This is a genomic window from Coleofasciculus sp. F4-SAH-05, from assembly GCF_040222985.1.
Classification (GTDB): Bacteria; Cyanobacteriota; Cyanobacteriia; order Cyanobacteriales; family Coleofasciculaceae; genus Coleofasciculus; species Coleofasciculus chthonoplastes.
Window position 1 is genome coordinate 16897 of sequence record NZ_JAVKBY010000267.1, and the last position, 15512, is coordinate 32408.

Here is a 15512-nt window from a genome sequence, read left to right on the forward strand (position 1 = left end):
TAAACCCGCCCCTACAGTCCCATAAACCCACGCCTACAGACCCTAAACCCGCGCCTACAATTTGTAATTCCTGCCTAAATCACTCTATTCTATGCCAATTGTGAAACGTTTTCAGCAAACTATAAAAATACTCACTATCCGAGGTTATCGCTTTTCTCGCTATAAGAAACAAATCCTGATTCTCCTGGCTACAGTGAGTCTGATTTGTACCCAAGTTGTCGCTCAAGATGTCCCCATTTATAGCCCCAGGGATATCTTTCATCCAGTTATCGCCGAAAATGGCATGGTTTCCTCTCAAGAACACTATGCCACAGAAGCAGGTTTGGCTGTATTAAAAGAGGGCGGAAATGCCATTGATGCTGCTGTAACCATGGGATTTACGATGGCGGTTACATTACCCAGTGCGGGAAATATTGGCGGCGGTGGATTTATGCTCGTCCATTTAGCCGATGACAATCAAACCATTGCCATTGATTATCGGGAAAAAGCTCCCCAAGCCGCCACTCGTGATATGTTTCTGGATGAAATGGGTGACGTTGATCCTGAAAAATCTCGCCATAGTTATTTAGCTGTTGGTGTTCCTGGAACCGTTGCTGGGTTAACTTTGGCACTAGAAAAATACGGGACAATTTCTTTAGCACGGGCGTTACAACCTGCGATTGAATTAGCCGAAAATGGATTCCCTGTTTCCGAATATTTGCATCGTTCCTTAGGTGCTGTGAAAGAATATGACAATCTTTTATAAACCAGGGGGAGAACCGTATGAGATTGGCGAAACTCTGGTGCAAAGGGATTTAGCGCAGAGTTTGAGACTGATTGCTAAAGAGGGAGCAAAGGCATTTTACCAGGGTGCGATCGCAGAGGCAATTGTGGCAGAGATGGAAGCCAATGATGGCTTGATTTCTATGGCGGATTTAGCCGAGTATCAACCTGTTATCCGAGAACCGATTCGAGGGAATTATCGCGGCTATGAAATTTATTCAATGCCACCGCCGAGTTCTGGAGGAATTCATCTGGTACAATTACTGAATATTTTGGAAGCATTTCCGCTGGAGGAATTGGGACAAAATACCGCCCAAACCATTCATTTAATCACCGAAAGCATGAAACTCGCGTATGCGGATCGGTCTAAATATTTAGGGGATACTGATTTTGTGCCTGTTCCCATTTCCGGGTTAATCTCTAAATCCTATGCCGAACAGCTACGCCGTAAAATTAATTTAACTCAAGCAACGCCGAGTCAAGAAATCGCTCCGGGCAATCCTAATCCGTTTATAGAAAGCAACAATACCACTCATTATTCAGTTATAGATAATCAGGGTAATGTGGTGTCTAATACCTATACCTTAAACTTCAGTTATGGCAGTAAAATAACGGTTCCAGGAACAGGAATTCTGCTTAATAATGAAATGAATGACTTTTCCGCCAAGCCAGGAGTTCCCAATGCTTTTGGCTTGATTGGTGGAGAATTTAACGCCATTGAACCGGAAAAACGGATGCTCAGTTCCATGACACCAACGATTGTTTTAAAAGATGAGCAGCCGTTTCTGGTGACGGGAAGTCCAGGAGGAAGTCGAATTATCACGACAGTGTTACAGGTTATTTTGAATGTGATTGATCATAACATGAATATTGCTGAAGCGACGAATGCTATTCGGGTGCATCATCAATGGCTTCCGGATCAATTAATGATTGAACCAGGATTAAATGGGGACACCATTCGTCTGTTAGAGGAAAAAGGACATCAGATAACAGTTACCAATACCATGGGAAGTACCCAAAGTATTATGTTGGTTGATCAAACCTTAAAAGGTGCATCTGACCCCCGACGTCCTGGTGCTTTAACCTTGGGATATTAATAGCTTTTGTTAGGGTTCATTTTATAGCAATAGACACATCGATTAGGACGTTCGGCACCATTGTAGAGACGCGCCATGGCGCGTCTCTACATAAATGATGTGTCCTAACAGCCATGGCGGTTGCTATACTTGCTTACCTCACGGTAACTTTGGATTAATCACCCGCTATACCGTAGGGTGGGCATTGCCCACCAACCTTAATGATCGTGCGATTTAGAGTTGATTGGGCTTGCCCACCTCACGTTACAATTCGCTAAAAAGAATAGGGTTTTTATTCATTGTTGGTAATTACCAAAAACTCATTGGGAACGCTTGACTGCACGTTAGAGAACGTGGGAGTATACTGACGATTTTGATCCAAAATCTTTCTGAGTGTATATCCCCAAGCGTCGGAGAGTCCTAACAACCAAGAGTTTTTTCGCTCCCAGGTATTGCCTTGCATGTCGTCATCCAGTTGATTCATTGTGAATTCCGCAATCCACTTGGGTAAACCGAATCCGAACACAATCGGGGTGATTTGGGCATGGCGGAGGGTTTCATCGAACTGAACTTTATAGGTTAATTTGGTTAAATTAACAATATTGAGTAACCGACGCCCTTTATCGGAAACACTAAATGTCCACTGAAATGGAGAAAATACCGAGACTAATAATGTTCGACTCCTCGCGTCCCATTTACCACCTTCTAATGTCAGACAATCATCGGGAAAAGGATTCCCATCCATAAAAAAGACCCCTTTCAGAATGTCAGGTAAATCAGTTCCCCTGTCTTGTTTCATCCAAGTGCCAATATCGTTAAGTTGCCGAGTTTCAATGGTTAGCATGATTTGTTTTTAGCTTGTCGTGTTGATCGAGGTAAAACGGTATTCGCCAAGGCAATACCTACTAATTAGTTTACTCGCCGTGCAAAGCCATTCAACACTAAATTTGGCTTAAAGGGAGCAAACTTTTTCATATCCCATTCTACACCAGAAACGGAACGCCATTGATAGTGCTTGAATGCATATAAACAGAACAGTTTTACAATCGCAATCGATAGGGCTCTGCCCGGACAGTTGCGTTCCTGATTCGAGCCATTCCAGGATAAGAGATCGCTGTAATCTCGTGTAGTTTTAAATGTATCTGGCTCTTCATATTTGTCAGGATCGCGATTCGCCGTAAACAGGGAAGCGACTAGACGAGTTCCCTTTTGGAATGGACATCGCTGACCGCCAATTTCTACTTCCATCGGTTCGGTAGACATTTGATTGAGAAAGCGAACGGGTGGATAAAGACGTGCTGTTTCAAAAATTACCTTTTCGGTTAATTCGAGTTGGGATAAGGTTCGGGCGTTTGGGGGAGTTTGACCATCCCAAACGGTATCGATTTCAGCACTAACATTTGCTCTTAAGGCTTCATCTTGACATAAAACACCGAACACAGAGGCAAGGAGATCACTGGTTCCAGCACTTCCGGCAACGTGGATCATATCAAACAGATTGTTGGCGACTTGTTGTTCATTTAACTGATACGACGCCCCGAACTCTAGATAATCTTGATACTGGGGAGATTTTTTGTAAGTGTCTACTAACCCTTGGCGATGCTGAATGTGCGATCGCGTTTTATTTCTCAACAGTGTATTATGAATAAGATTGGGAACAGTCGCTAATCCTAGCCCTCCAATATAACCAACTGAGCCAGCAATTTCTTCCTCAGATAATTTGAGGTCAAGAATCAGTTCGTGTAATAGGGCGACGATCATTTTGGGTAAGTCTGTTTTAACATCGACTATTCCCTGCTTTGTCGCCGTTGTCAGTCTTGTATCGACTAGCTGTGCCAGTGTCTCTGTTGTTTCTTCGGGTTCCGGTAAGGCGTGAAAAAATAACGCTCGAATCCCTGTATGTTCATCACCATTGGTTCCTAAACATAACGGATGACCGAGAAAGTAACTGCGAGCATTGATTTTCAAGGGTCCCAAATAATTATCTCGTTGCTGAGGTGTGGTTTCAACCAGTCTTTTGGCGTCAGCGTAGGAGGTATGGATGATTCCCTGATCCAAACCCAGAAATTTATCGGAGATCTGTTGCTTCCGCACATACAGATAATCTCGCCATTGCTTGGTTAGTACCGGAAGGTCTAAAAAATAAGCCCTTAAACGAATGACTTTGCCAAGGGGATTGTTCTGACCAATTTTTGCCAAGAGGCGCGAGAACTTGAGTTGACGCTCATGGACTTCGAGTATTTTTTGATTGTCCATCCTAATTCCTATGGGTTTGGGTTGCTGGAAAGGGTTAATTTATAACTTTATCATCATACGTGTTGAACTTTATTGTGTTCGGCTCAATTTTGGCAAATAATCTCAACATTTCTTAATAAAATGAATTGAGACTAAACCGACTTGAAAGATGAATAAAAATAGTATACAGTATAAATCTGTCCCAAAATGGAGCCAGTCGAGCCAGTTTAAATGAGTTGTGAACACCAATAGGGCTGAAAATATTGCCCAGCAAGGATCGCTATTTCACAACTGATTTAGAGGGAGCATCCAAATTTGGCACGTTGGCTCTTTAAATGGGGCTGAAACCCTTGCAATTGCTTTACTTGAGGTAATGCTTTGTCCAAAACGGGATGCTCCCGATTTAGACTCATCATCAATCATTGAATTTTCTCTAGTCCATGTATTGACAAATCTATTGCTATTTGCTAAAAAAGCCGCTTGTTTGTTGGTTATTGACCAATTGCTAATGGGTCAACAACTCATCGCCCTGATCCGGCTTCAGCCTTGAGGCTATTTTATGAATAATTAGGGATTCCGGCATTATCCGAAACAAGACACCAATAAACTCGTAACCTTTCTTTTGACAAAAGGATATCAACATGACCAAGACGCAAACGATTGTTCAAGAACTCTTACAAGTTTTAAAGCTCAGGCTAATTAACACGTCTAGCGCTCAGCAAAAACTCAAGAAAAAAGCGGCAAAACAACGATCGCAGTTAAGTAAAGTTGTGGGTCAGCTTGTCTTCAGTGACACCCAAAACCCCTTACATAATATGGAAGTGGAATTGTGGGATCGAGACATTGGCACGCCCGAAGATTATCTAGGGAAAGGGATAACGGATCGCAATGGGTATTTTGAGATTTACTATGATCCAGACCAAGCGGGGTTTAAGGACACCCCAGATTTAGAATTGAGAGTCATTGAAATTCGCAGCAGCTTCGATACCAACAATGAACTGGTGCTTGCCAAGCGTCTTGCCTACACGATTAAAGGACCCGATAATGTTACGCAAAAAGAGTATGACTTCGGCACTTGCACTGTTCCCTACTGGCTTTACAACCCCACCAATCCCTTCCCCCGCATTCTGTTTACTGAGTTAGAAGGAACACCGGATGAAGATGCGATTGGTCGTAAATTGCAAGGGTATGAAGCGGCAAATCATTTAACCCCAATTAAAGCCAAGCACGTTATCAAAAATACGCTCAATCCGGATCAACCGTCTCTCCAGGAAATTCAAGCTGATTATCCACCCAATTCAACGATTGAACTAGAGCGAAAAAATCCGCGCTATACCCGAAGTGATGAATTTTTTGGACTACGGGTTCTCAATGGGATGAATCCCTGCTTACCGAAAAAAAATAAGAGTAAGCCGAATGAGTACAAGGTTACGTTTAACTGGGATACTTACGAAAAAGATCAGATTCATGACCTGCACAACGTCGATGCGACGTTTGAGGTCAAAGATGGCAAGTTATTACCCACTTCGATTACCATTCAAAGCCGATATCCTGATTCCTACGCTCCATTTTCTCCCCTGAAAGAACCGATTACCTATACTCCCAATGACGGCGATAAATGGTTGCAGGCAAAGCGAATTTTCCGCACCAACACTTTCTTCGCGGCTGAGCTGATTGAACATTATATTAAAGCTCATTTACAGATGGAGCAATATACAGTTGCGGCTTTCCGTAACTTGAGGAAAAATCCCCTCCGTCTGATGTTAATTCCTCATCTCAAGAGCTTGATTAATATCAATCGACGGGCGGATACGGTATTGGTAGACCCAAATGAGGGCTATGTTGTCACGGCTGGTCCCTTGATTCCAGAAAGTGTGGTGCAGATTTGTCATGAGAGCATGTCGCAGTTGGATTGGAAAGGGTGGCAACCGCGTCAGCCGTTATGTGAAACGCATACCTTTGCTAAGATTGCTAATCTCTATTGGCAGCTTTTGACGGAATATATTGATGTCTTTTTCCAAACGTATCAGGATGAGATTGAACGCGAATGGATTGAAATTCATCGGTTATCGGATGACTTGGTTAACCATAGTGTGGCGTATGAACCAGGAAAAGATGGTGGCGGCGACGATGGGTATGAATGGTATGATACCAATGAACTGACTCAGCCGAATAATTCCCGCCGCACCATCAATGGCAGTCTGAAAGTGGTGAGTCCGATTACGCTATCGGATAAACCTGATGCCAATGATATGGACAACTTAAAACAGTTCTGTCGGTTTGTGATTTTCCACGTAACCCTGTGGCATTCCTGGGTTAATGATTCCCAAACAGATGCTGGAGGAGAAGTCTTGTATAGTTCTCTCGGACTGCGGAATGGTAGTTTTGGGAATGAGGATGATCCGACAATTGCTCCAGATTCAGGAGAAGCGACGCAACTGCTTTATTTGGTGAATGTGTTAACGGCGATTAAGTATGGATACATCATCAAGAATGAAGATGGGGATATTCCCGCCGAATTTCGCACAATTCTGTCAAATCACAAGCAAGATTTTGCCCAACTGGATTTTGATGTGAATAACATTAGAGCGCTGATTAATGTTTGATGGATATTGTATCCAATCCGTAGGGGCGCAAGGTATTGCGCCCTTTATTTAATGGCGTCGTTGACCCTAGCCATTCAACAGATGCTCACCATGAATAAGTTGTCATGCCTTTAAATTGGGTATTAGTAGTGAGCAAGATGCTGGCACTACAATGATTTCCTCATTATTAACATTAAGGTTTTAAGCTTTAAATGCCGAATCACGGAGCGGTGGGTTACGGCGGAGAGTTCATTGAATGGTTATCGCCTCAATTAAAGTCCCGCCTAACCCACCCTACGGTTATGGCGCATTTTCAACCAGGATTTAGTTACCTAATGTTACGCGGGCAAAAAACTGAGTCCTAGGTCATGTACGGTTATAGATGAACCCCTACTCAGTTGGTGTTCGGCAATGCCTTCCTCGATTTCTCCTCTATCCCAGCCCGAACCGGAAAACAACTGTGCTGATTGTCTGTACATGACATTGGCAGGGATTCCGGTACAACCCGTAGAACATCCTGACTATCTGGAGTTTCTGCAACCGTTTCACAATCCCCAAATTGACCTGTATTTAACACTCAGGTTTAGCCAGCAGTGGGAGTCTTTACCTCAAGGGCGGATTCAATTTGGACTCAAAGGGGGAGCATTAAGACTGAGGGTAGAGGGGGGTGAGATTCCTTATGAGTCTCGGATTATGGGTTCGATGGAATTGGTTGTGCCAACGGTTGAGATGGATTCCCAAACCAATCGTCCAATTCGCGATCGCACTTCACCTGAGTTTGATATGCTAACCTTTGATTCGCAGGAGAATGGAGCAACCGAACCACAATTACAGAAGCGTCAAACCGATTATCATTCGATTTGTCACATTACCACGAAAGTCACAGAAGAAAACCCCGCCTGGATTTTTGAAGAAGAACGGGGAGAGCCCGTTTTAAATGGCTGGCTGAACCAGGTCAAACTCGGCACATTGAATGTCTCTGCCCTTCCCTGTCACCTAGACGCCACATTTGAAGTATCACGGCGAGATATTTGTTTGACCCATGTTGACCGATTGTGGAGTCCAGAGATTAGTCGCAATAAACAGGCGGTGCTAGACAGACTAATTATTCAGCAGTTGTTGGAACGTAAATGTAAGCCCTATCTCAGTCGAGTTGAGTTGCACTATGATGGATGAACGTTTTTTTAGCCAACTCCAAGCCCTAATTCAGAACGTTGTCGCGGCGGAAACTGAAAATTTAGCTCAACTGGCGGCAATGGTGGGTCTGAATTTGGCACGAGATTTCGCCGAGTCTAATCTCAGAGATACGAATCTGAGAGGTGCTAATTTGGTGAAAGCCAATCTTAGAGGTACTGATTTGCATGGCGCTAACCTGATGAAGGCGAAGCTGTGTGGGGCGGATTTGCGTGGGGCGGATTTGATTCAGGCTAATCTGTGTGGGGCGGATTTGAGACAGGCTAATCTACGGGGTGCGGTGTTGTCGAATGCGGATCTAACTCAGGCAAATTTAGAGGGGGCGAACCTCACTGATGCTAATTTAGAGGGGACAACCTTAAACTATGCCAATCTGACAATGGTTGATTTGAGAGGCGCTCATCTCTACCAAGCTCGTCTTTATGCCGCTAACTTGAGTGACGCTAAACTTAGAGGGGCAAATTTGGGGAATACTGACCTGAGAGAGGCTAACTTGAAGCAGGCTTCGATTATTCGTGCTTATTTGGGAGAGGCTAATCTGCAAGGTGCTGATCTCGACGGCGCGAATCTGAGTGAATCGGATTTGAGTCAAGCGAAACTCAATCGTGCAAAATTGCGGAATACTCAGCTACGGAATACGGATTTTAGCCTCAGCGATTTAAATCAGGCAACTCTAATTCGCGCCAATGCGAGCCATGCTCACCTAATTCGCGCCAACTTACGGGGCGCAGATTTGATTCGCACGAATCTCACTGGGGCTGACTTACAAGGAGCAGATTTGAGTTTGGCTGATCTGAGTTTGGCGAACCTTTATCTGGCGAACTTAGGCAATGCAAACTTAATTGGCGCTAATTTGAGCATTGCTGAACTCGGCGGCGCGAATCTGAGTCGAGCCAACTTGAATCAGGCAGATTTGAGAGGGGCAAATGTGGAAAATGCTGAGTTTGCTAGCAATCCGGGATTGTCTGAGGAGATGAAGCGGGTGTTAAAACGGCGCGGTGCTATCTTGCTCCAGGTGAAGCGCGATCGCGTGGCGGCGTTGGCGTCTCGGTAACTGGATGCGAGGTACTCTTTTTTCCAGGTTGTGCGATCGCGAAGTTACTGGGAAGTCCCCATTATCCCTACTGTACTAGAGGGTCTATAGGAGCGCACATTTTCCCATGGTAAAAAAATACCTTAAACAACAAAAAAAGTCAATGACTACGGGATTTAAATCATCGAAGCAATATAGTCGGGATATAATCCTATCCGGTTGAACCTTCATCGGTGGATCTGTTGTCACATAACTAAACCTTTTCGATTTATCCGTTGAGTTTTAAATTTATCAAGATAATCGGATTTAGGGCTGAAGCTGGACAGTCCTGGAAAAGCTTGACTTTACGTTGGGTTTGGTTGTAGTATCAAAAAAATGAATCCTGTATTGTGTTGTTATTGTAGCTAGTTTAAAAGTAAAACGCCTCAACGCCTTAAAAATACGTCTATTTTCCTAGCTAAAAGCGCAAATTATTAAATACTACAAACGTACTTAATGACCAAATTTAATCAACTCGCTCTGGGGTTAATTTGACAAAAAAAACGTTTTATGCGTATGAGGTAAATCAATTATAGCCATCCATGATGCAGGGGGCTAATGACAAGAGCCTGATTAATAGGTAAAATCGAAAAATCTGCCAACAACTAGTCAGTGCGATCGCGGTTAAAAATCGGGTAAGTTTTATTATCGGGTTTCCGGTTCATCTATAAATCTGATATCGGGGCAGAAAATCCGATGTAGTCGCTCAAACTGGAGAAGAGGGTTGACAACTCAGAGCCGCTTTTGGATAAGCAATCCGCTGGTGATTGCACTGTTGCCAAACTTTGACAAAGACTGCCGCCGTAGTCAATAATTCTTCTTTGGTTAACCCTGAATCAACTAACTGGTTATCTTCCCATCGGGCTTTGAGGATTTTCTTAACCGTGATTAAAGCCGTATCTGGGGTAACATCCTTAAGCGATCGCAGCGCCGCTTCACAGGCATCGGCTAACATGACAATCCCAGTTTCTCGCGACTGGGGAATCGGTCCATCATAGCGAAAGTCTGCTTCTTTGACCGAATCTTCTCCCTTTTCCTGAGCGCGTTGTTTGGCTTGAAAGTAAAAATAGGAAATCAGCAGTTTCCCTTGGTGTTCGGGAATAAAATCCCGAATCGCTTTCGGTAACTGATGTTTGCGAGCCATGACCAACCCTTCAGAGACATGCTTTTTAATAATCTCGGCACTCTTACGGGGGTTGTTAATTTGATCATGTTTATTCGGACCGCCCATTTGATTTTCAATAAATCCCAACGGATCATGCATTTTGCCAATATCGTGATACAAAGTACCTGCCCTCACCAGTTCCACATTACAGTGAAGTTCACGGGCGGCGGCTTCGGCTAACGAGGCAACAAACAAGGTATGTTGGAATGTTCCTGGCGCTTCGGTGGCTAACCGTTTGAGCAATGAACGGTTCGGATTGGACAACTCCGCTAACCGAATTGGCGTCACCAAATCAAACAAGCGTTCTAGATAAGGAGAGAGTCCCAATGCCACAATACTCCAGGCTAACCCCGATACCCCGTAGAGAGCCGCACCCGGTAGCACCGCGTACCAAATTGTGCCAGCACTGGCACTCATAATCAGATTCAGGACGAGATGAACGCTGCCCTGGGTCAATCCCACGATACCGCCTAACAACGCCAATTCCTCCCGCGATCGCATCCGTCCGGCAACTAACGCCCCCACCAAACCCCCGGTACCACCCGCGATTAAAAATTCCCAGCTCACCTCCATGCTAAACGTCACCAAGCCAGTCAACAGTGTCACCACAGTCGCACCCAAGCTTGACCCATAGAAACTCCCCACTAACAACCCAATCGCGGGCAGGCTATTATATTGCCCCCCCAATAGTGCCAAGATGGGTGTACTTAAACTCAACAGCAGCACCAAAATATGGTCGCGTCGCCGCAGGGGGGGATGAACTTGACGTTCGACCAACCAAAAAATACCAACTCCCCCAGTAACAAAACCGCCAAATCCAATCAGCCCAATCCAGTTAATTTCGCGACGACTCAAGCCATAGTAATCCAGCAGAACAAAATCCGCCTGGGTAATTTCCTCGCCCGCTTCGACAATGACTTCTCCTGCTTGAGCCGTCACCATCACCGGATCTACCGATCGAGCAGCTTGTTCTGCCCGGCGTTTGGTTTGTTCTGTATCTTCAATTAGATTGGGCTTTAAGTTAGAGGTCAGCAGTTCCAGGGCTAAGGGTTGTGCCTCAGCCGGAATCAGCGTACTCACCTGCACCGCTACCGCATTGTCTAATAGATCCGAGGGCAATCCCGGCGGAATTCCTTGGGTCAGAATGTGGCGAGTGGCATCCTGAATTCCCTGTCGAGTTTTCTGCCAAGCGGAATCCGGCAGATCGAGGACGGATGCATCGTAGGCAGGAGTTGATTCCGGGGTTACACTTGATGACAGTTGAGCCACTGCCTTTTGGTAACCCTGACGGGCTTTACTGGCTGTCTGCATCAACTCAGAGAATGCTGGGGAAGACGCTAATTGACGGTAACTTTGCAATTCGCTTACCGCTTGGATAAACTCCCGAGTCAACGGTTTTTTCTCTCGGTTCGGGATAACCACTCCAGGCTCAAAGGGGTTGACCGGAGCATTATCTTCGACGAAAGCAACAATAGCTTGCCATTCCCAGGCTTCACTATGGCGCAGATACTGCTGGGTGGCGGCGGACAAGACGGAGGTTGGCACAAACGGAAACGAACCACTCATTTCTCGCCATTGGTCTATTTTGTCCAATGATTGTTGTAGGTTTTGATCAATCTCTTGGGTCAAAGATTTGTCAAGCATTAAAACGGGGAACGAACCCGTCTGAGCCTCTTTGCGTTTTTCTTCTGTGGTTTTTGTGTCCTCAACACTGGCGTCAAAGCGAGCGCGGATGGTATAGGGGGCGTCCCTACCAACATCGAGGGTTGGTTGATTGTAAAAACGGTTTCCCATCACGCTGGTGAGAGAAACGACGGCTAAGACAAACATGACGGGTGAACGTCCTTGCCGCTTTGCTGATGGTGGTGAATTGCCTTTTCTCCCCAGGAAGGGAAGGGTTTGTTTTAACGGATGACCTGGCTTTTTTTTCTCAGGGGAAAGATGACCATCAGACCCAATGAATGGAAGGATGGTACGAAATTGCTCAGATTTTTGCCGCAGGTGGTTTAGCTGTTGCGTCAACGAGTGGAGCGTTTTCATAGCAGAAGAGTTGCCTGTTTAGGTGAGCGGTGGCGGTGAAACCGCGAGGCAGACAGGTGGGGATTTGCGGTTAGTTTATTGGGTTTGAGTTAGTCGGCTGTCATGTTTGAGTTTAGCTCTTTTTAGCTGACAAAACATGGCTTACCCACCTATCTATAACTTATAAACGACGTTGAATGATATTCGGTGCAGCAACGGCTGCTTGTTTGTACCGACCATTGATTTGTTTTTGATCGTAAACCCCTAGCCAAACCGCTAGTAATTGGTCTGTTAATTTTTGCCTCTCTTTGAAGACCGGAATTTTTAGGGCAGCAACTCGCCAGCTTACTGGAATACCGTTGATACCGTTATAAACACCCGCTAATGCCCCTGTCAAAGCCGCCGTTATTGGGTTGTGGTAACCACTACGAACGGCACGGATGACACAGAGACGAAAATCTTCGGGTGTATAGAGGAAACAATAAAAGCTTAAAGCGATCGCCATATCTGATGCATCCCCCCTATTACCTAAATTTGCTGGTAGACGGCGCACCTTCCTCGTGGTGGTTTCTAAATCTGCACCTGCTTCTATGAGGGTTTGGATCTGTTGTAATCGGTAGGCTAAGAGGGTTGGCTCTGTCCCTAAGCATCTCAGGATGTGGGGAATCAGGGTTGTTCGGTTAAGGGTTTCGGTGAGAGTCAGAGCCATGGCGGTAGCGATTGCCAACACCCCAACCGAGGCGTTGGTTTCGAGTTGCCAAATTGCTGCCGCCTGAACCAGGTGTTGCCGTAACCACTCTTGATTTTCGTGAAAAAAAAGCGCCATTGGCAGAGTTGCCACAGCTGCTTTGCTGCTTTGTGCTTTCCCTTTCAATTCTAGGAGTGAGGGTTGGGTTTGGCGACAGCGAATGAGCCAATCGTCTATATCCAGCCTGCCTGTGTCAATTAAACTCTCGATTCCACAAGTGGCGATTTGACTCCAAGGGGAGAGTTTGGGAATACAGAGGTGGGACTGACTCGGTTTGGGTTGGCTTGTGGTGAACTGAAGCGATTCTCTGCCAACTGGATTACCAAGTCCTTGATCAAGGTGATGGCTGACTAGCTCACCGATTAAGCTACCCAGTAATGCTCCTTGAAATCGGCACAGAAGAGAATGCTGCATTAATTTGCTCTTGCCCCTGTTTTCAGGGTATGGACGAGAGCTAAGAGTCCCAAGCGATAACTTTCGGCACCAAAACCGCTGATCTGACCGACAGCTATGGGGGCGATGAATGAGTGATGTCGAAATGGTTCGCGCTGATAGATATTACTCAAGTGTACTTCCACTACAGGCAGAGCTACGGCGGCTAAGGCGTCGCGTATGGCTACACTGGTATGAGTATAAGCACCAGCATTAATTAATATCCCCTGATGCTGCGTTCTCGCTGCTTGTATGGCATCAACTAAAACACCTTCATGGTTGGATTGTAACGTCACAACTTTGCAGGATAATGACTTTGCCTCCTGTTGCAGGAGTTGGTCAATTTCTGCCAAGGTTACAGACCCATAAATACCAGGCTCTCGGAGTCCTAGAAGATTCAAGTTTGGACCATGGAGGACGAGAAGACTCAAAGAACTCCGAGCTTCATTCGGCACGTTAACTAATTATCGAGAACGACGGCGTGGATTATTCACCGGAATGGGGATGAGTTCTGGTTCCGGCTGAGGTTCAGGACCCAAGAGGGTTCCAACCAGCTTGCGTGCCCATTCTTTCAGTTTTTCCAACACCTTTTCTATATAATCCATTAAACTGAATGCTCCTGTGAGACAACTTAATAGGTTTTTGACCGTCTTAACAACAGGACGAGTGCTAGAAGCCTTTTTCAGCACTACTTTGGGAACTCTTGGGCGCTTTGTTTATTAGGCGCTTTGGTGAAAACCTTGCCCCAGTTAAGACTATGACGCTGATATTAAACTGAGCGGTTTTCCTATTCCTATACACCGTCTGGATCGTTTTAACCCATCTGTTGCATTTCTTAACGTTCAGCATAACACACAACCCCACAGCCTAGCTATCCCCTAAATGGAATATGAAGTCGATCCTGCGATCGCAACGGTTTTAGCTTCCCTACTTTCAGTTATAACTCAAGTTAGATGTGAGCCTAATGATATTGCTCCAATAGTCGGCGTCGCAGTTGGTCGAGGGCATAACAGGCACTCCAATGACGAACCGAAGCCCGATCGCGATCGCGACCCAAGTTATATTTAAAACATTCAACTCTATCATCTGGCGTCGCCAGACCGATATACACCAACCCCACTGGCTTAGATTCATTCCCACCGCCGGGTCCAGCAATGCCAGTAATACTCACACCCCAATCCGTCGTCAGCCGCGATCGCACACCCAATGCCATTTGCTTGGCAACCTGTTTACTCACCGCCCCCCATTTATCCAGATCTGATGACTTAACGCCAAGTAAGGATACTTTTACGTCATTGCTATAAGAAATTATCCCACCATTAAAATAGTCAGAACTTCCGGGAACTGCTGTCAATAAACTACCCACACCCCCTCCCGTACAAGATTCGGCTACACTCACGGTTTGATGAGCCTCCCCCAATTGCTGACCAACCACCGACGCTAGGGTATCTGCGTCTGACCCAAAATAGTCTGCTCCGGCAATCTGTTTTAATTGCTTGACAACGGGGTCAATTTGGTGTATAGCCTCATCTTGAGATGACGCACGGGCGCTCACTCGTAACCGGACTTCTCCCTGAGAGGCGTAGGGGGCGACGGTGGGGTTGGTTAAGTCCAAAAACGACGCGACTTTTTCGGCTAACGCGGATTCCCCAATCCCCCAGAATCGTAAGGTTTGACTGTAGATAATTTGCTGTCCCCAGCCTTGACTTTTGAGATAGGGAACCGCCGTTTCTCGCCACATCCGCTGCATTTCACTGGGAACACCGGGAAAAGTAAGAATCGTCAAACCGGGGCGCGGTTGCCAGATTATCCCAGGTGCAGTTCCCTTAGGGTTTGGTAAAACCTTCGCCCCTTCCGGAATTAGGGCTTGCTTGCGATTACTGGGGGTCATTTGACGCCCCCGTTCAGCAAATTTGCGAGCAATATCCTCAATGATGTCAAATTGCTCAATCAGGGGAACACCGAAAAAATCCGCTAAGGTTTCCGTGGTCAAGTCATCTGGCGTCGGTCCAAGTCCACCCGTAAAAATCAGAATCGCTGAGCGATCGCACGCTATTGCCAAGACTTGCTTTAACCGAGAGGGATTATCTCCCACAACGGTTTGATAGTAGTGAGGAATACCCAGATTTGCCAGTTCGAGGGCTAAAAACTGGGCATTCGTATTCAGAATATCCCCCAGTAGTAACTCTGTACCAACACAAATGATTTCTGCGCTCATTGGTTC

Annotated in this window: 11 protein-coding genes and 1 pseudogene; 5 read left to right on the forward strand and 7 right to left on the reverse strand. The window is 45.7% G+C overall.

Features of this window, described 5'->3' with window-relative positions; all coding sequences use genetic code 11:
• Positions 1-91: 91 nt before the first annotated feature.
• A pseudogene (ggt, locus tag RIG27_RS32725) lies at positions 92-1859 on the forward strand (gamma-glutamyltransferase).
• 271 nt (positions 1860-2130) lie between these two features.
• Here ggt and RIG27_RS32730 read toward each other — a convergent pair.
• Entirely contained in the window at positions 2131-2682 is a 552-nt protein-coding gene (locus RIG27_RS32730) for a hypothetical protein (protein ID WP_446351220.1), read from the reverse strand.
• Positions 2683-2747: 65 nt separating this feature from the next.
• A complete protein-coding gene (locus RIG27_RS32735) occupies positions 2748-4094 on the reverse strand; it encodes a cytochrome P450 (RefSeq protein WP_446351221.1) in 1347 nt (448 codons plus the stop codon).
• A 352-nt stretch (positions 4095-4446) separates the two neighbouring features.
• Here RIG27_RS32735 and RIG27_RS32740 point away from each other — a divergent pair, with 352 nt between their 5' ends.
• From RIG27_RS32740 to RIG27_RS32755, 4 genes are all read left to right on the forward strand, one after another.
• Entirely contained in the window at positions 4447-4623 is a 177-nt protein-coding gene (locus RIG27_RS32740; RefSeq protein ID WP_446351222.1) for a hypothetical protein, read from the forward strand.
• 91 nt (positions 4624-4714) lie between these two features.
• Positions 4715-6679 carry a lipoxygenase family protein gene (locus RIG27_RS32745; RefSeq protein ID WP_446351223.1) on the forward strand — a complete coding sequence of 655 codons (1965 nt, stop codon included), beginning with the start codon at positions 4715-4717 and terminating at the stop codon, positions 6677-6679.
• 390 nt (positions 6680-7069) lie between these two features.
• Positions 7070-7834 (forward strand): hypothetical protein, encoded by a 765-nt coding sequence (locus RIG27_RS32750; RefSeq protein WP_446351224.1) that lies wholly within the window; start codon positions 7070-7072, stop codon positions 7832-7834.
• Positions 7824-8906, forward strand: coding sequence for a pentapeptide repeat-containing protein (locus RIG27_RS32755; RefSeq protein WP_446351225.1), 1083 nt, complete (start codon positions 7824-7826; stop codon positions 8904-8906). The genes RIG27_RS32750 and RIG27_RS32755 overlap by 11 nt, the downstream gene beginning before the upstream one ends.
• A gap of 724 nt (positions 8907-9630) precedes the next feature.
• Here the strand turns inward: RIG27_RS32755 and RIG27_RS32760 are convergent.
• From RIG27_RS32760 to RIG27_RS32780, 5 genes are all read right to left on the reverse strand, one after another.
• Positions 9631-12129, reverse strand: coding sequence for an HD family phosphohydrolase (locus RIG27_RS32760; protein ID WP_446351226.1), 2499 nt, complete (start codon positions 12127-12129; stop codon positions 9631-9633).
• A 160-nt stretch (positions 12130-12289) separates the two neighbouring features.
• A complete protein-coding gene (locus RIG27_RS32765) occupies positions 12290-13270 on the reverse strand; it encodes an ADP-ribosylglycohydrolase family protein (RefSeq protein ID WP_446351227.1) in 981 nt (326 codons plus the stop codon).
• Positions 13270-13743: a type II 3-dehydroquinate dehydratase gene (gene aroQ, locus RIG27_RS32770; protein WP_446351228.1), complete on the reverse strand. Its 474-nt coding sequence runs from the start codon at positions 13741-13743 to the stop codon at positions 13270-13272. Before aroQ ends, RIG27_RS32765 begins: the two co-directional genes overlap by 1 nt.
• A 9-nt stretch (positions 13744-13752) precedes the next feature.
• Positions 13753-13893, reverse strand: coding sequence for a hypothetical protein (locus tag RIG27_RS32775; protein ID WP_446351229.1), 141 nt, complete (start codon positions 13891-13893; stop codon positions 13753-13755).
• A gap of 356 nt (positions 13894-14249) precedes the next feature.
• The gene (locus RIG27_RS32780; protein WP_446351230.1) at positions 14250-15506 is read right to left on the reverse strand and encodes a competence/damage-inducible protein A; all 1257 of its coding nucleotides are present in this window, start codon (positions 15504-15506) and stop codon (positions 14250-14252) included.
• Positions 15507-15512: the final 6 nt, after the last annotated feature.